13 protein-coding genes are annotated in these 16,089 nt (G+C 73.6%); 8 read left to right on the forward strand and 5 right to left on the reverse strand.

Features of this window, described 5'->3' with window-relative positions:
* Positions 1-8 precede the first annotated feature (8 nt).
* The 5 genes from VGI02_RS22710 to VGI02_RS22730 all read left to right on the forward strand — a co-directional run bounded on the left by VGI02_RS22710 (position 9) and on the right by VGI02_RS22730 (position 6,928).
* The gene (locus VGI02_RS22710) at positions 9-1,625 is read left to right on the forward strand and encodes an acyl-CoA carboxylase subunit beta (RefSeq protein ID WP_414638350.1); all 1,617 of its coding nucleotides are present in this window, start codon (positions 9-11) and stop codon (positions 1,623-1,625) included.
* A 105-nt stretch (positions 1,626-1,730) separates the two neighbouring features.
* The gene (locus VGI02_RS22715; RefSeq protein WP_331631127.1) at positions 1,731-3,695 is read left to right on the forward strand and encodes an acetyl/propionyl/methylcrotonyl-CoA carboxylase subunit alpha; all 1,965 of its coding nucleotides are present in this window, start codon (positions 1,731-1,733) and stop codon (positions 3,693-3,695) included.
* 191 nt (positions 3,696-3,886) lie between these two features.
* Positions 3,887-5,029, forward strand: coding sequence for an acyl-CoA dehydrogenase family protein (locus VGI02_RS22720; RefSeq protein WP_331631129.1), 1,143 nt, complete (start codon positions 3,887-3,889; stop codon positions 5,027-5,029).
* Between the two features lie 88 nt (positions 5,030-5,117).
* Positions 5,118-6,443 carry an O-acetylhomoserine aminocarboxypropyltransferase/cysteine synthase family protein gene (locus VGI02_RS22725; protein ID WP_331631131.1) on the forward strand — a complete coding sequence of 442 codons (1,326 nt, stop codon included), beginning with the start codon at positions 5,118-5,120 and terminating at the stop codon, positions 6,441-6,443.
* The gene (locus VGI02_RS22730; protein WP_331631133.1) at positions 6,443-6,928 is read left to right on the forward strand and encodes a CoA-binding protein; all 486 of its coding nucleotides are present in this window, start codon (positions 6,443-6,445) and stop codon (positions 6,926-6,928) included. Before VGI02_RS22725 ends, VGI02_RS22730 begins: the two co-directional genes overlap by 1 nt.
* A gap of 17 nt (positions 6,929-6,945) precedes the next feature.
* On the opposite strand, the gene VGI02_RS22735 is transcribed toward VGI02_RS22730, so the two are convergent.
* Together VGI02_RS22735 and VGI02_RS22740 are read right to left on the reverse strand one after the other, a co-directional pair.
* Positions 6,946-8,109 (reverse strand): 4Fe-4S dicluster domain-containing protein, encoded by a 1,164-nt coding sequence (locus tag VGI02_RS22735; protein WP_331631135.1) that lies wholly within the window; start codon positions 8,107-8,109, stop codon positions 6,946-6,948.
* A 180-nt stretch (positions 8,110-8,289) separates the two neighbouring features.
* Positions 8,290-8,706 carry a hypothetical protein gene (locus VGI02_RS22740; protein ID WP_331631137.1) on the reverse strand — a complete coding sequence of 139 codons (417 nt, stop codon included), beginning with the start codon at positions 8,704-8,706 and terminating at the stop codon, positions 8,290-8,292.
* Positions 8,707-9,118: 412 nt separating this feature from the next.
* On the opposite strand from VGI02_RS22740, the gene hrpA reads away from it, so the two are divergent.
* Positions 9,119-13,243 carry an ATP-dependent RNA helicase HrpA gene (gene hrpA / locus VGI02_RS22745; RefSeq protein ID WP_331631139.1) on the forward strand — a complete coding sequence of 1,375 codons (4,125 nt, stop codon included), beginning with the start codon at positions 9,119-9,121 and terminating at the stop codon, positions 13,241-13,243.
* On the opposite strand, the gene VGI02_RS22750 is transcribed toward hrpA, so the two are convergent.
* Positions 13,231-13,545, reverse strand: coding sequence for a DUF3040 domain-containing protein (locus VGI02_RS22750; RefSeq protein WP_331631141.1), 315 nt, complete (start codon positions 13,543-13,545; stop codon positions 13,231-13,233). The genes hrpA and VGI02_RS22750 overlap by 13 nt on opposite strands.
* 96 nt (positions 13,546-13,641) lie before the next feature.
* The gene (locus VGI02_RS22755) at positions 13,642-14,100 is read right to left on the reverse strand and encodes a YybH family protein (protein ID WP_331631143.1); all 459 of its coding nucleotides are present in this window, start codon (positions 14,098-14,100) and stop codon (positions 13,642-13,644) included.
* Positions 14,101-14,217: 117 nt separating this feature from the next.
* Here VGI02_RS22755 and VGI02_RS22760 point away from each other — a divergent pair, with 117 nt between their 5' ends.
* Both VGI02_RS22760 and VGI02_RS22765 read left to right on the forward strand, forming a co-directional pair.
* Positions 14,218-14,580, forward strand: coding sequence for a YciI family protein (locus tag VGI02_RS22760; protein ID WP_331631185.1), 363 nt, complete (start codon positions 14,218-14,220; stop codon positions 14,578-14,580).
* Positions 14,577-15,833 (forward strand): RNA polymerase sigma factor, encoded by a 1,257-nt coding sequence (locus tag VGI02_RS22765; protein ID WP_331631145.1) that lies wholly within the window; start codon positions 14,577-14,579, stop codon positions 15,831-15,833. The genes VGI02_RS22760 and VGI02_RS22765 overlap by 4 nt, the downstream gene beginning before the upstream one ends.
* A gap of 13 nt (positions 15,834-15,846) precedes the next feature.
* Here the strand turns inward: VGI02_RS22765 and VGI02_RS22770 are convergent, their stop codons facing one another.
* On the reverse strand, positions 15,847-16,026 hold the full coding sequence (locus VGI02_RS22770) for a PspC domain-containing protein (protein ID WP_331631147.1): 180 nt from the start codon (positions 16,024-16,026) through the stop codon (positions 15,847-15,849).
* Between the last annotated feature and the right edge of the window lie 63 nt (positions 16,027-16,089).

The following is a 16,089-nucleotide window of genomic DNA, read 5'->3' on the forward strand; positions in this document are numbered from 1 at the left end:
CCGCCCAAGTGAACGAATGTGGTCGCCTGGGCGACCACATCCGCTCACATCTCGACACGCGTTCGGGGACCTTCACCGCCGACCGCGACGCGATGGTCGCCGCGCTGGCCGACGTCGACGCCGTGGTCGACACCGTGCTCGCCGCCGGCGGCGCGAAGTACGTCGACCGGCACCACGAGCGCGGCAAGCTGACCGCCCGCGAGCGGGTCGACCTGCTGCTCGACCCCGACGCCCCGTTCCTCGAGATCGCCGCCCTGGCGGGCGCCCACGAGCCGGACCTGACGACGCCGGGGGCGGGCCTGATCTGCGGGATCGGGCCCGTGAGCGGGGTCGACTGCATGGTCGTCGCGAACGAGCCGACGGTGAAGGGCGGCTCGATCACGCCGATCGGGGTCACCAAGCAGCTGCGCGCGCTGGAGATCGCCGACCGGAACCGCCTGCCCGTCGTCGCGCTCGTCGAGTCCGGCGGCGCCGACCTGCCGCGCCAGGCCGACCTGTTCGTGCCCGGCGGGCGGACGTTCCGGGAGATGACGCGGCTGTCCGCGGCGGGCATCCCGACGATCTCGCTCGTGTTCGGTTCGTCCACCGCGGGCGGCGCGTACATGCCGGGGATGAGCGAGTACACGGTGTTCGTCCGCGGGCAGGCCACGGTCTACCTGGGCGGGCCGCCGCTGGTGAAGATGGCGATCAACGAGGACGTCGACGACGAGACCCTCGGCGGCGCGGAGATGCACGCCCGCGAGTCCGGGCTCGCCGACCACCTCGCCGCCGACGAGTACGACGCGCTGCGGATCGGGCGGCGGATCGTGGCGTCGCTGGGCCTGCCGGCGGCGCCGACCCCGGCCGTCGTCGAGGAGCCGGCGTACCCCGCGCACGAGCTGCGGGGCTGCGCGGCGAGCGACCACAAGCGCTCCGTCGAGGTCCGCGACGTGCTGGCCCGGGTGCTCGACGGGTCCCGGTTCGACGAGTTCAAGCCGCTCTACGGGACGACGCTGGTGTGCGGGTTCGGCTCGCTGGGCGGCTTCCCGGTCGGGGTGCTCGCGAACAACGGGATCCTGTTCTCCGAGGAGTCGCAGAAGGGCGCGCACTTCATCCAGCTCGCGAACGCGCGGTCCGTTCCGCTGCTGTTCGTCCAGAACATCACCGGGTTCATGGTCGGCTCGGCCTACGAGCGCGGCGGGATCATCAAGGACGGCGCGAAGCTGATCAACGCGGTGTCGAACTCGACGGTGCCTCACCTGACGCTCATGGTCGGCGCGTCCTACGGCGCCGGGAACTACGGGATGAGCGGCCGCGCCTACGACCCGCGCTTCGTCTTCACCTGGCCCAACCACCGGATCGCCGTGATGGGCGGCCAGCAGCTCGCGGGCGTCATGTCGCTGGTGCAGCGCCGCTCGGCCCAGCGCGCCGGGCGGGAGTACGACGAGGCCACGGACGCGGCCACGCGGAAGGCGGTCGAGGACGCCGTGCAGGCGCAGTCGAACGCGGTGTACGCGTCCGGGCGGGTCTGGGACGACGGCGTCATCGACCCGGCGGACACGCGCACGGTGCTGTCGCTGGCCCTGCGCGCGGTGCACTCCGCGCCGATCGAGGGCGCGACGCACTTCGCGCCGTTCCGGATGTGAGCGCCAGGTGAGTGCAAGCAACGGCACCTTCCTGGCATCGGACGCCAGATCCAAGAACAGCACGCCGATAGGGCCGCTCACGCATCGGGTCGAGGAGGCCAGCCCGTGATCAGCACGCTGCTCGTGGCCAACCGCGGCGAGATCGCCCGCCGGGTGATGCGGGCCGCCCGGGCCCAGGGCATCCGCACGGTCGCGGTGTACTCCGAGCCCGACGCCCACGACCCGCACGTCACCGACGCCGACCGCGCCGTCGCCCTGCGCGGCTCGACCTCCGCCGAGACCTACCTCGACGCCGAGCAGGTCCTCGCCGCCGCCCGCGCCGCCGGCGCCGACGCGGTCCACCCCGGCTACGGCTTCCTCTCCGAGAACGCCACCTTCGCCCGGGCGGTGACCGGAGCAGGCCTCACCTGGGTCGGGCCGCCACCCGAGGCCATCGAGGCCATGGGCGTCAAGCACACCGCGAAGGACCTCGCCCGCGCCGCCGGCGTCCCGACGCTGCCCGACGCCCTCGTCACCCCGTCCACCGACCTCGCAGTCGCCGGAGACACCATCGGCTTCCCGCTGCTGGTCAAGGCGAGCGCAGGCGGGGGCGGGACGGGGATGCGCCGCGTCGAGCGCGCCGGGGACCTCGACGAGGCGGTCCGATCGGCCCGCGCCGAGGCGCAGCGCTCCTTCGGCGACGACACCGTGTTCCTCGAGCGCCTCCTGACGGCGCCGCGCCACGTCGAGATCCAGGTGCTCGCCGACGCCCACGGCCACGTCGTGCACCTCGGCGAGCGGGAGTGCTCGATCCAACGGCGCCAGCAGAAGGTCGTCGAGGAGGCGCCGTCGCCGGTCGTCGACGACGACCTCCGGGCGCGCATGGGTGCCACGGCCGTCGCCCTCAGCGAGAAGCTCGGCTACGTCGGCGCGGGCACCGTGGAGTTCCTCTTGGAGGAAGGGGAGCACGCCGGTAGGGACGAGGGCCGGTTCTTCTTCCTCGAGATGAACACCCGTCTGCAGGTCGAGCACCCGGTCACCGAGGAGGTCTGGGGCGTCGACCTCGTCGCGCTGCAGCTGAGCATCGCCGAGGGCGCCGAGCTCCCGTTCGTCCAGGACGACCTGCGCCCCCGCGGCCACGCGATCGAGGTCCGGCTGTACGCCGAGGACCCCGCCCACGACGACCGCCCCTCCCCCGGCCCGCTCCACCGCTACGCGCACGGCACGGACCTGCGCTGGGAGGACGCCGTCGGCGCCTCCGGCACCGTGTCCGCCTTCTCCGACCCGATGATCGCCAAGGTCGTCGCCCACGCGGCCACCCGCGCCGCCGCCGCCCGACGCCTCGCCGCCGGCCTCGCCCGCGCCGAGATCCACGGCGTCACCACCAACCGCGACCTGCTCGTGCGGGTCCTCCGGGACGACGACTTCCTCGCCGGCGCCACCCGTACCGACTTCCTCGAGCGCCACCCCGGCCTGCGCCACCCCGAGCGACCGCCGCGCGCCCACGTCGCCGCCGTCGTCGCCACCGTGGCCGCCGCCCGCCGGGCCGACGATCCCCACGCACCGCCCGGCTTCCGCCTCCTGCGGGGCACCCCACCCGCCCGCGTCGAGCTGGAGGGGTCCGACGGCGACCGCGTCGTCACCTACCGGCTGTCCGCGGCCCGGGGGGACACCACGCTCGACCTCGACGGCACGACGATCACCCTGCGCGACCTGGGGCCCGACGCCGTGCGCGTCATCGACGACGGCGTCGAGCGCGCCTGCCGCGTGGCCCGGTACGGCGCGGAGACCTTCGTCGACGACGGCGAGTGCAGCACGGCCTGGCGCACCCGGCCCCGGCTGCCCGACACCGCCGCCGCCCTCGTCGCCGGCGGCCCCGTCTCGGAGGTCCCCGGAACCGTCGTCGAGGTCCTCGTGGCCCCCGGCGACACCGTCACCGCCGGTCAGCGCCTCGTCGTGCTCGAGGCGATGAAGATGGAGCACCCCGCGGTCGCGGCCGCCGACGGCGTGGTCGAGAGCGTCCACGTCGAGGTCGGCCAGTTCGTCGAGGCGCACGCCACGCTGGTCACGCTGGGATCAGCGGATGGCTGACCCGATCCACGTCGCGAACTGCTCCGGCTTCTACGGCGACCGCCTCGCCGCCGCCCGCGAGTCGGGCCCGCCCTGGCGCGGCGCTTCGCCGGCGTCGCGGCCCGCATCCCCTTCTACGCCCCGAGCGGGGCCGACCTGGACCGCTGGGAACCGGCCCGCCGGTACCTGCAGGACACGACGGGAGACCAGTGATGGTGGCGTTCACCGAGGAGCACCAGGCGTTCCGCAAGTCGGTGCGCGAGTTCGTCGAGCGCGAGATCGACCCGCACGTCGACGCGTGGGAGCGCGACGGCGCGATGCCCACCCACGAGCTGTTCGCGAAGATGGGCGCCCTGGGCTACCTGGGCCTGGAGTACGACGAGGCCCACGGCGGCGGCGGCGCGGACCACCTGTTCTCCGTGGTGCTCGCCGAGGAGATCGGGCGGTGCGACGCGGCCGGGGTCGGGATGGCGATCGCCGTCCAGACCGACATGGCGACGCCGTCGTTGCACCGCTTCGGGTCCGAGGAGCTCAAGGCGCGCTACCTCGCGCCGGCGATCCGCGGCGAGATGGTCGCCGCGATCGCCGTCACCGAGCCCGACGCCGGCTCCGACGTCGCCGGGCTGCGCACCCGGGCCCGTCAGGACGGCGACGACTGGGTGATCGACGGCTCGAAGCTCTACATCACCAACGGTGTCCAGGCCGACTGGCTCTGCCTGCTCGCGCGCACCTCCGACGAGGGCGGGGCGCGGGGGATGAGCCAGATCGTCGTCCCCACCTCGACGTCCGGGGTCAGCGTCTCCCGCAAGCTCGACAAGCTCGGCAACCGCTGCTCGGACACCGCGGAGCTCGCGTTCGACGGCGCCCGCGTGCCGGTCGCGAACACCATCGGGACGGTCGGGCGCGGCTTCCAGCAGCAGATGTCGCAGTTCCAGAACGAGCGGATGGTGGCCTGCTACGGCCGCGTCGGCGCCTGCGAGCAGGCCCTGGACCGCACCCGCGACTACCTGAAGAGTCGCACTGCGTTCGGCGGCCCCCTGCTCGACAACCAGTACCTGAGCTACCAGCTCGCCGAGCTCTACGCCCGTGTCGACATGTGCCGCCACTACAACTACGCGTGCGCCGAGGCCTACGAGCGCGGCGAGGACACCTCGCGCTTCGCGACGATCGCCAAGCTCGCGATCGGCCGGCTCTGCGAGGACGTCGCCCGGACCTGCCTGCAGTACCACGGTGGGATCGGCTACATGGAGGAGACCTGGACCGCGCGGTTCCTCCGCGACATGCGGATCACCTCGATCGGCGGCGGCGCCGACGAGGTGATGCTGCAGGTCGTGGCCAAGATGCACGGGATGTAGGTGCCTCCGGCTCGTGAGCACTTTCGGTCGTGATAGCGACAGAAAGTGCTCACGAGCGCGCAGCGCACCGGTCGGGTAGAACGGCGGCGTGGATTCCGGCCAGCAGGACCGTCCCTGGGGTTTCGCGACCCGCGCCGTGCACGCGGGCGCCGTGCCCGACAGCGCCACCGGCGCGCGGGCGGTGCCGATCTACCAGTCCACGAGCTTCGTCTTCGAGGACACTGCGGACGCCGCGAACCTGTTCGCGCTGCAGAAGTACGGCAACATCTACAGCCGGATCGCGAACCCGACGGTCGCCGCGTTCGAGGAGCGGGTCGCGAGCCTCGAGGGCGCGCTCGGTGCGGTGGCGACCAGCTCGGGCCAGGCCGCCGAGTTCCTCACCTTCGCCTGCCTCGCCGGCGCGGGCGACCACGTGGTCAGTGCCGCCAGCCTCTACGGCGGCACCGTCACCCAGCTCGACGTGACCCTGCGCCGGTTCGGCGTCGACACCACCTTCGTCGCCGGTGACGACGCCGAGGCCTTCCGCGCCGCGATCACCGACACCACCCGGTTCGTGTTCGCGGAGCTGGTCACGAACCCCTCCGGCGAGGTCACCGACGTCGCCGCCCTGGCCGAGGTGGCGCACGCGGCGGGCATCCCGCTGATCATCGACGCCACCACGGCCACGCCGTACCTGTGCCGGCCGATGGAGCACGGCGCCGACATCGTCATCCACTCGGCGACGAAGTTCCTCGGCGGCCACGGCACGACGCTCGGCGGCGTGATCTGCGAGTCGGGCCGGTTCGACTGGGGGAACGGCAACTTCCCGCAGATGACCGAGCCGATCCCGTCCTACGGCAATCTCACCTGGTGGGGGAACTTCCAGGAGTACGGGTTCCTCACCAAGCTGCGCTCCGAGCAGCTGCGCGACATCGGCGCCACGCTGTCGCCGCACTCGGCGTTCCTGCTGCTCCAGGGGGTCGAGACGCTGCCGCAGCGGATGCGCGCGCACGTCGCGAACGCCCAGCGGGTCGCGGAGTGGCTCGACGCCGACGACCGCGTCGACTGGGTCCGCTACTCCGGCCTCCCGAACCACCCGCACCACGAGCGGGCGCGGCACTACCTGCCGGAGGGCCCCGGCTCGGTGTTCGCGTTCGGCGTCCGCAGCCCGGACGGCTCCGCCGAGGGCGGCCGCGACGCGGGCCGGCGGTTCATCGAATCGGTGCAGCTGTGCAGCCACCTCGCCAACATCGGCGACGCCCGCACCCTCGTGCTGCACCCGGCGTCGACCACCCACCAGCAGCTCTCCGAGGACCAGCTGCGCGAGGGCGGCGTGCGCCCCGACCTCATCCGGATCAGCGTGGGGATCGAGGACGTCGACGACATCCTCTGGGACCTCGACCAGGCCCTCACCGCAGCGACGAAGGACGCGTGATGACGACCACCACCACGACGTGGACCGGCCCGAGCGCCCTCGAGCGGCAGGACATCCTGCGGCGGACGAGGACGGTCGCGATGGTCGGTGCCTCGGCGAACCCCGCACGGGCGTCGAACTTCGTCGCGACCTACCTGCTGTCCTCGACCGACTTCGACGTCTACTTCGTCAACCCGAACGCCGACGAGATCCTCGGCAAGCCGGTCTGGCCCTCGCTCGCCGACCTCCCGGTCACGCCGGACCTCGTCGACGTGTTCCGCCGCCCCGAGGACCTGCCCCAGGTCCTCGACGACACCATCGCCGTCGGGGCGACGACGTTCTGGCTGCAGTTCGGGCTCTACGACGAGGACCTGGCCCGCCGCGGCGAAGCCGCCGGGCTGACCGTCGTCATGGACCGCTGCCTCAAGGTCGAGCACGCGCGCTTCCACGGCGGGCTGCACCTCGCGGGCTTCAACACCGGGGTGATCAGCTCCCGACGCCGGTAGGTAGGTGGGCACCCCACCTACCCGAGCACCGGGTACGACCCCCCGGGCGGCGTCCGTCGGTCCGGGTCGAACGCGTACCCCTCGGGACGCACCACCTCGTCGGGCACCCGCGGGGTCTCGCCCGGCGGGTAGTGGCGGCCGTCGAGGGGCCAGTCGTAGCCCTCGAGCGCGTCGGTGTGCGTCCCGAGGATCTCGCCCGACCGGCTGTACTCCTCCAGGACGGCGGGCAGCCCGTACGCCTGCACCGGGCAGACCTTCATGCACACCGAGCACCCCGCGGCCTGCGTGACGATCGGCAGGCAGCGCTTGGTGTTGAGCTTCGCCTTGACGACGCCGCGGTGCTCGCGCCGCACCGCCGGGATCGCGCCCACGGGGCAGCGCCGCACGCACGCCTGGCAGCGGTCGCACACCCCCTCGAGGCCGAAGTCGACGGGCGCGTCGAGCGGCAGCGGCGCGTCGGTGTGGATGACGTTGATCCGGCACCGCGAGCCGGCGTGCGGAGTGAGCAGCTGGCCGTTGAGCCCGAGCTGCCCGAGGCCCGCCGCCACGGCGTAGTGGATGAACATCGACTCGCCGATGTAGGTCTCCGGGCGGGCCGAGAAACCCCGGGCGTGCAGCCAGCGGGTGAGCTCGACGAGCCGGTCCTGCAGCTGCGCGTAGGTCGAGAGTGCGGCCTGCTCGGAGCGCTCGGCCGGGATGCGCTGTGTCGCGTCGTAGTTCTGCTCGAGGATGCAGACGATGACGCGGTCGCCCGCGGGATCGGTGCCGGACCCGTCGGTGTACTCGGCGAACTGGTAGCGCGGGTCGTAGGTCGTGACGCCGAGCGCCGAGACCCCCAGCGCGGCCGCCTCCTCACGCAGAGACCCGACCAGCGCCGCCGGGTCCTCGGCGGTCGTCGGCCCGCTCGGTTCGGCCCGGGACGCGACGAGCTGCCTCGTCGACCGCACCAGGCGCGGCGAGACGGAGACGAGCGCCGGCCACAGGTGCCCGACCACCGCGGCGACGGCGTCGGCGTGCAGCGCGAAGAAGGAGTGCAACGGGCGGTCGCGGGCCGCCTCGTCCTCGCTCGCCGGGACCCGGCCGATCCCCGGTTGGGTCCGCAGCTCCTCCGGGGGCGCCGGGACGACCGCCGTCCACGGCCGCGCCGGGGAGCGCAGCCGGGGGACTGCCGACGCCGGCACCGCGGGGAGCCGGCCGAGCCACGGCAACCGATCCGGATGCACGAGGCGTCCCATGAGCGGCTCGGCGAGGCGGAGCACCTCGTGCGAGGCCCGGAGGGAGATCCGACGCACGAGGCCCCGTGGGCGCACTGTTTCCCCGGTCACACCAGATTGTTGCCCCGAGCTAATGATCGCTAACCGTCACCGGCCCCGGGCGCCGGGCAGGAAGGCCCAGACGGCGACGACCACCGCGCCGATCGTCAGGATCATCGCGCCCGGGACGTGGATGTAGAGGGTTCGCCCACTGCCGAAGTACGCCTGCACGAACGACAGGACGAAGACCACCGCGGCGAGGATCCCCGGCCACACCGGCGCGCCACGCAGCCGCCAGTACGCGAGGGCCGCGATCGCGGCGAGCCCGGACAGCACGTGCAGGACGATGGCCCCGGCGGAATGGATCGGCTCCACCGCCTCGCTGCCGCCCCGGGTGACCAGCTCGCCTGCCGTCAGGAACTGGACCAGCAGGTTCAGGACGGTCAGAACCGCCAGCACGCGCAGCGTCGTCAGGATCGGGTCGGACGTACGGACGACGGGCAGGGCGCCGGTCGAGTGAGCCATTCGGGGTCCTCTCGGTGGTGGTGGATCATCGGATACCCGGTGCATCCCACAGTTGAAAGGACAATATGACGTCGTCCGTCCCGCCACCTGTGGGAGCGCTGGGGATCACCTGTCCATCCGGCGCGCCGTGGTCGACGAGGCCCCCGTCGCAAGCGGGTCCTCGATCCGACGACCGCGGCATGATCAACGGACCGGCCGTCTGACGACTACGCATGATCATCGGGTACCTACCGGGTCGGCGGGCAGGCCGCGAGACCCGTATGTGCCCGGTGATCTTCGAGGAGTCCGGAGCGCGCTCCCCCGCGAGCCGCACCTGCCCCGCGGAACCGGGTCGCGCGTCAGGGGACAATGGAATGTCGGGCCGTGCGCTCGCGCTGACCCACGAGGACCACCTCTCGACCCCGGGACCGGAGTGACCACACCCACCATCGATCAGCGCGAGCTGACCACCCGTGTCCGCGCCCTCGGCGGGGCCGACGCGCACCGGCTGGCCCGTCGGCTCGACGGCACCCGGAAGATCGCCGACGAGGCGAAGCGGGCCGGGACGCTGGAGCGGATCGCGGCCGACGTCGAGAAGGCCGAGCAGCGGCTCGAGCGCCGACGCGCGTCGGTGCCCGCGGTCTCCTACCCCGAGCAGCTCCCGATCTCCGAGCGGGTGGACGACATCGCGGCGGCGCTCGCGGAGCACCAGGTCGTCGTGGTCGCAGGAGAGACCGGCTCGGGCAAGACGACGCAGCTGCCCAAGATCGCCCTGGCGCTGGGCCGCGGCGTGCTCGGGACCATCGGGCACACCCAGCCGCGGCGGATCGCGGCGCGCACGGTCGCCGAGCGGGTGGCCGAGGAGCTGGGGACCACCGAGTCCGACGTCATCGGCTACCAGGTCCGCTTCACCAGCCACGCGAGCGAGAACACGCTGGTCAAGCTCATGACCGACGGCATCCTGCTCGCCGAGATCCAGCAGGATCCGCTGCTGCGCCGCTACGACACCCTGATCATCGACGAGGCCCACGAGCGCAGCCTCAACATCGACTTCCTGCTCGGGTACCTCGCGCAGCTGCTCCCGCGCCGTCCCGACCTCAAGGTGGTCATCACCTCGGCGACGATCGACCCGGAGCGGTTCGCCGCGCACTTCGCGGACTTCGCCGGTGCGCCCGCCCCGATCATCGAGGTGTCCGGGCGGACCTACCCCGTGGAGGTCCGGTACCGCCCGCTCGTCGACCCCGACGATGCCGGGGCGAGCGGAGCGACGGGGGGTGTGGCCGGGGCGAGCGGAGCGACGGGGAATGTGACAGCCGAAGCCCGCGACCAGCTCGACGGGATCCTCGACGCCGTCGAGGAGCTGCGCCGCGAAGGTCCGGGAGGCGACGTGCTCGTCTTCCTCGCCGGCGAGCGCGAGATCCGGGACACCGCCGACGCGCTCAACGCGCTGCCCGAGCGCCCGACCGACCCGCTCGACGTCCTGCCGCTCTACGCGCGCCTCTCCGCCGCCGAACAGCACCGGGTGTTCGAGCCGGGCCCCGCCAACCGACGGCGCATCGTGCTCGCCACCAACGTCGCGGAGACGTCGCTGACGGTGCCGGGCATCCGCTACGTCATCGACCCCGGCCTCGCCCGGATCTCGCGGTACAGCCAGCGGACCAAGGTCCAGCGGCTGCCCATCGAGAAGATCTCCCAGGCCAGCGCCACCCAGCGGGCCGGCCGTTGCGGCCGCGTCGCCGACGGCATCTGCGTACGCCTCTACACCGAGGACGACTTCGACGCCCGCCAGGAGTTCACCGACCCCGAGATCCAGCGTACGAACCTCGCCTCGGTGATCCTGCAGATGGCGGGGGCGAAACTCGGGCCGATCGAGGAGTTCCCCTTCGTCGACCCGCCGGAGACGCGCGCGGTCCGCGACGGCGTGCGGCTGCTCACCGAGCTCGGGGCGATCGAACGGGCGAGCGGAGCGACGGGGAATCAGCTCGACGGCGACGCCACCCGGCTCACCGACATCGGCCGCAACCTCGCACGCCTGCCCGTCGACCCGCGGATCGCCCGGATGATCCTCGCCGCCGACGCGCTGGGCTGCCTGCACGAGGTGACCGTGATCGCCGCGGGCCTCTCCGCCCAGGACCCGCGGGAACGCCCGACCGAGAAGACGGCCGAGGCCGACGCGGCGCACGCGCGGTTCACCGACGCGCGGTCGGATTTCCTGTCGTGGCTGCACCTCTGGGAGCACGTCCGGACGTCGCGGCGTGAGCTCTCCGGCAACCGGTTCCGCAAGCAGTGCGCCGCCGAGTACCTGAACTTCCTGCGCATCCGGGAATGGCAGGACCTCGCCGCGCAGCTGCGTCAGCTCACCGACGAGCTGGGGCTCTCGCGCAACGAGCCGGGTCAGGAGGTCACGAAGAACGTCGCCGACCGCGTCCACCAGGCGCTGCTCCCCGGGCTGCTCTCCCAGCTCGGGCTGGCCCACGAGCCCCCGAAGCCGAAGCAGGGCCAACCGAAGCCGAAGCGGCGCCCGATCACCGAGTACGAGGGCAGCCGGGGCGCCCGGTTCGCGATCTGGCCGGGCTCGTCGCTGGCCAAGCGGCCCCCGACGTTCGTGATGGCCGCCGAGCTCGTCGAGACCTCCCGACTCTGGGGCCGCACCGTGGCGGGCATCGACCCGGCGTGGGCGGAGGCGGCCGCCGGGGACCTCGTCACCCGCACCTACTCCGAGCCGCGGTGGTCGAAGCGGCGGGGCAGCGCGGTGGCCACCGAGCGCGTGACGCTGTTCGGGGTGCCGCTGGCGATGGACCGGTCGGTCGACTACGGGCGCATCGACCCGGAGCTCTCCCGCGAGCTGTTCCTCCGGCACGCTCTGGTGGAGGGCGACTGGACCGCCCGGCACGCGTTCGTGCGCCGCAACGCCGACGAGCTGGAGCGGGTGGCGGAGATGGAGCGCCGCGCCCGCCGTGAGCTGCTCGTCGACGAGGACACGATCTTCCGGTTCTACGACGAGCGGGTCCCGGCGTCGGTGGTCTCGGCGCGGCACTTCGACCGCTGGTGGCAGAAGGAGTCCCGCCGTGATCCGCACCTGCTCGACCTCGACCCGCGGGCGCTGCTCGCCCACGAGGCGCCCGACGCCGAGTCCTATCCCGACGAGTGGCGGGCCGGCGGCCTGACGCTGCCGCTGTCCTACGCCTTCGAGCCGGGCGCCGAGCACGACGGCGTCACCGTGACGGTCCCGCTCGCGGTGCTCGGGCAGGTCCGGGCCGAGGACCTCGCCTGGCAGGTGCCGGGGCTGCGCGAGGAGATGCTGACGTCGCTCGTCCGTTCGCTGCCCAAGCCGCTGCGCCGCTCGCTCGTCCCTGCCCCGGACACCGCCCGGGCGCTGCTCGCGCGCCTGGCGGCCGACCGCAGGCCCGCCGACGGGGAGCCCCTGCTCGGGGTGGTCTCGGACGCCGTGAAGCGCCTCGCAGGCGTGGACGTGCCGACCGACGCGTGGAACGTCGCCGGGCTCCCGTCGCACCTGCGCCTGACGTTCCGGGTGACCGACGACGAGGGTGCCGCGATCGCGGACGGCACCGACCTGACCGCGCTGCGCCGGCGCTACGCGCGGGAGACGAAGGCCGCCGTCGCGAAGGTCGCCGACGGGCTGGAGCGGCGGGGGCTCACGTCGTTCGCCGAGGTCGGCGAGCTGCCGCGCACCCGCGAGCAGTCCCGCGCGGGCGGCACCGTCACCGCGCACCTGGCGCTGGTCGACGAGGGAACCCGCGCCGACCCGGCAGGCACCGTCGGGATCGGAGTGTTCGACTCCGCGCTCGAGGCCCGCGACGCGATGCGGGCCGGCACCCGGCGGCTGCTGCTGCGCGCGACGACGTCCCCCGCGAAGGCGCTGGCCCGCTCGCTGGACAACCGGGCGGTGCTGCGGCTGCGCGGGGCCATGGCGGAGTCGGGCTACGCGGACGTCGCCGACCTCGCGGACGACTGCGTCGTGGCCGCGATCGACGGGCTCGTCACCGCCCGCGGCGGCCCGGCGTGGACCCCGGCAGCCTTCGAGACGCTGCGGGCCGACGTCGCCGCCCGCCTGGCCGGTGGCGCGGCGGAGGTCCTCACGCGCGCCGAGGCGGTGCTGGGTGAGGCCACCGCGGTCCGGTTGGCCCTCGACGAGATCGCCGCGCGCCCGGGCAGCGGGATGCTCGACGCGGCGCTCGACGACGTTCGGGCGCAGCTGTCCGCGCTGGTCGGGGGCCGGTTCGTCTCCCGGCACGGGGTGACGCGCCTGCCCGACGTCGTGCGCTGGCTGCGCGCGGCGGGGAAGCGGCTCGAGAAACTGCCCACGGGTCCGCGCCGGGACGCGGAGCTGACCGACGAGGTGCACGACGTCGAGGCCGGCTACCGCACGCGGCGGGCCGCGGCGCAGGCCGAGCCGCGCACCTTCGACCGTGACGCCTGGGACGCCGTCGCCGCCATGCTCCAGGAGTTGCGGGTCAGCCGGTTCGCCCAGGACGTCGGCACCGCAGGATCGATCTCACCGCAGCGGATCCAGAAGGCGCTGGCTCAGCTCGGGTAGACCCGACCCTGGCGCAGCGCCCACACCACCAGCGTGGTCGGGATGACCACGAGCAGGACCACCGCGGCGATCGCGAGCACCCACGCCGACGAGAGCACCATCGGCCCGACGGCCACCGGCACGACGACGGCGAGCACCAGCAGCAGCGTGCGCCAGCGGTGCCCGGGAGACCGCACGTCACCGACCGAGAGGGCGTCGGCGAACGCCGCGTCCCAGCGGTGCTCGTGGGACGCGATCGCGGCGAGAACGGACTGCTCGTGGCCCGTCAGGGGCGCGGGGTCGGGCGGGGTGGCGGGGTTCATGGCGGTGCTCCGGAACGACGTCGTTGTCCTCCGCCCGCAAGGATGCCCCGCGCACGCGTTCCGTCCCACCCCCGCGCCCGGGTGAATCGATGCGATCTAGGGCTCCAGTCCGGTCGCGGCGAGGAACGAGCCGTCCATGTGGAACGGCACCGACTCGTGCTGGTGGACGATCAGCCAGCGCCCGTCGACGTGGCGCAGCCCGTAGGTGGACCGGAACCACAGCGTGAACTCGCCGCCTTTGGTCCCCGTCATCGAGGTCAGCGTGTGCACGAAGGCGACGTCGCCGCCGACGTGCACCGTCGGCTCGCGGTGCGCGAGCACGGGCGGCGAGTCGAACGTCGCGATCCAGCCGCCCAGCGCGGCGACCGCCTCCTCGAGCGAGCCCGCACCCGCCACGAGCGGGGGCGCGAGGTTGAAGACGACGGTGCCGGGTGCGCAGGTGGCCAGCGCCCGTGCCGCGTCGCCCGCCCCGATCCCGGCGTGCATCTCGTCGAGCACGGCGAGGATCGCCTCGGTCTCGGACAGGGTGGCGGTCGTGTCGGACAGGGTGCTCATGGCGTCCTCCCGGGAATGCGGTGTCGGTGTCTCGCGGCGGGGTGTCGAGACCGCGTCCGGGGTCTCGACACCCCGGCGAGGATTTCTTCCGGATCGAGGAGGCCCACCGTGAAGTTCATGATCTTGTTGCACTCGAACCCCTGGTTCGCGGAGCGCTGGGAGGCCCTGACCCCGGACCAGCGGGCACGGTTCGGGGTGGACCACATCGCGCTGACCCGCGAGCTCACCGGGTCCGGGGAGCTGATCGCCTCGGAGGGGCTCGCGGACCCGTCCCTGGCGCGGTGGGTGTCCACCGCCGACGGCAGCCCGGTGGTGGCCGACGGCCCGTTCGCCGAGCTCAAGGAGCACCTGGCCGGCTTCTACCTGATCGACGTGGAGTCCGCGGAGCGCGCCGAGGAGATCGGGGCGCGCGTGCCGGACGCGGTGTGGGGGCTCGTGGAGGTGCGGCCGATCCTGGACATGACCGGCTGGGACGTGTGAGCGGCGCGCCGCCGCCCGCGGCGGTCGTCGCCGTCCTCCGGGAGGTCACCCCGTCGGTCCTCGGCGTGCTGGTGCGCCGTCACCACGACTTCGACGCGTGCGAGGACGCCCTCCAGGAGGCGCTCTTCGCGGCGTCCACGGCCTGGGTCGCCGACGGGATCCCGGCCAACCCGACGGGCTGGCTGGTCACGGCGGCGTCCCGGCGGATGGTGGAGGTCTGGCGGCGGGACTCGGCGCGGCGGCGGCGCGAGGAGAACGACGCGCGCCGGGAGGTCCCGCCGGGCCGGGACGAGGCCGCGCCCGACGTCGACGACACCCTCGCCCTGCTGCTGCTGTGCTGCCATCCCGCGCTGCGGCCGCCGAGCCAGGTCGCGCTGACCCTCCGGGCGGTCGGGGGCCTGACGACCGCGGAGATCGCCCACGGGCTCCTGCTGCCCGAGCCGACCGTGGCCCAGCGCATCAGCCGCGCGAAGGCCCGCCTGGCCGACGGGCTCACCCACCCCCGCGAGGTGTTCGCCCCGCCGAGCGAGGCGCAGCGCCGGGAGCGCGTGCCCGTCGTGCTCGCGGTGCTGTCGCTGGTCTTCACCGAGGGCCACACCGCCACCGCGGGCGAGCAGCTCCACCGGACCGACCTCACCACGGAGGCGATCCGCCTCACCCGGGCGCTGCTCGCCGCGCTCCCGCCCGACGCGGGCGAGATCGGAGAGGTCGAGGGCCTACTGGCTCTGATGCTGCTCACCGACGCGCGCCGGGCCGCCCGCGTGTCCGCCGAGGGCACCCTGGTGCCGCTCGCGGACCAGGACCGCGCGCGGTGGGACGCCACGATGATCGCCGAGGGGACGACCCTGGTGACCTCGGTGCTGCGCGACGGCGTGCCGGGGCCATACACGGTGCAGGCCGCGATCGCCGCGATCCACGACGAGGCCGCCGACACCACGGACACCGACTGGGCCCAGATCCTGGCGCTCTACGACACGCTCGTGGGGCTGTGGCCGGACTCGATGTCGCGGTTGGGCCGGCTGGTCGCCCTCGGCGAGGTGCGCGGACCGGACGCCGCGCTCGTCGAGCTCGGGGCCCTCGCCGACGATCCCGCCCTCCGCGGACACCACCGGGTCGCCGCGGTCCGCGCGCACCTCGAGGAGGCCGCCGGGCGGCGGGAGCCCGCCGTGGCCGCCTACCGGGAGGCGGCCCGGCTCACCCGGTCCGCCCCGGAGCGGGCCTACCTGCTCGACCGGGCCTCCCGGCTGGGGTGAGGCCCGGGCGACGTCAGCGGCGGGGCATGATCACCCAGAGCGCGATGTAGATGATGAACTGCGGTCCGGGGAGCAGGCAGGACAGCACGAAGATCAGGCGCACCACGTTGGCGGACACGCCGAAGTACTCCCCCAGTCCTGCACACACCCCCCCGAACCAGGCGTCCTCGCGGTTCCGGGTCAGCACGGCCATGACAGGTCCTCCTCCAGGCTCGTGACGCGGCGGACGCCGCGTCGGAATCGGTCACTCCCGACA

The sequence above is a fragment of the Actinomycetospora sp. genome (genome assembly GCF_036497245.1).
In the GTDB taxonomy this organism is placed as follows: Bacteria; Actinomycetota; Actinomycetes; order Mycobacteriales; family Pseudonocardiaceae; genus Actinomycetospora.

What these genes read in the sequence shown, in the direction of transcription:
- VGI02_RS22720 (WP_331631129.1), top strand. Translation starts at nt 3,887, where the DNA reads ATGGTGGCGTTCACCGAGGAGCACCAGGCGTTCCGCAAGTCGGTGCGC.
- VGI02_RS22730 (WP_331631133.1), top strand. Translation starts at nt 6,443, where the DNA reads ATGACGACCACCACCACGACGTGGACCGGCCCGAGCGCCCTCGAGCGG.
- VGI02_RS22740 (WP_331631137.1), bottom strand. Translation starts at nt 8,706, where the DNA reads ATGGCTCACTCGACCGGCGCCCTGCCCGTCGTCCGTACGTCCGACCCG.
- VGI02_RS22750 (WP_331631141.1), bottom strand. Translation starts at nt 13,545, where the DNA reads ATGAACCCCGCCACCCCGCCCGACCCCGCGCCCCTGACGGGCCACGAG.
- VGI02_RS22755 (WP_331631143.1), bottom strand. Translation starts at nt 14,100, where the DNA reads ATGAGCACCCTGTCCGACACGACCGCCACCCTGTCCGAGACCGAGGCG.
- VGI02_RS22760 (WP_331631185.1), top strand. Translation starts at nt 14,218, where the DNA reads ATGATCTTGTTGCACTCGAACCCCTGGTTCGCGGAGCGCTGGGAGGCC.
- VGI02_RS22770 (WP_331631147.1), bottom strand. Translation starts at nt 16,026, where the DNA reads ATGGCCGTGCTGACCCGGAACCGCGAGGACGCCTGGTTCGGGGGGGTG.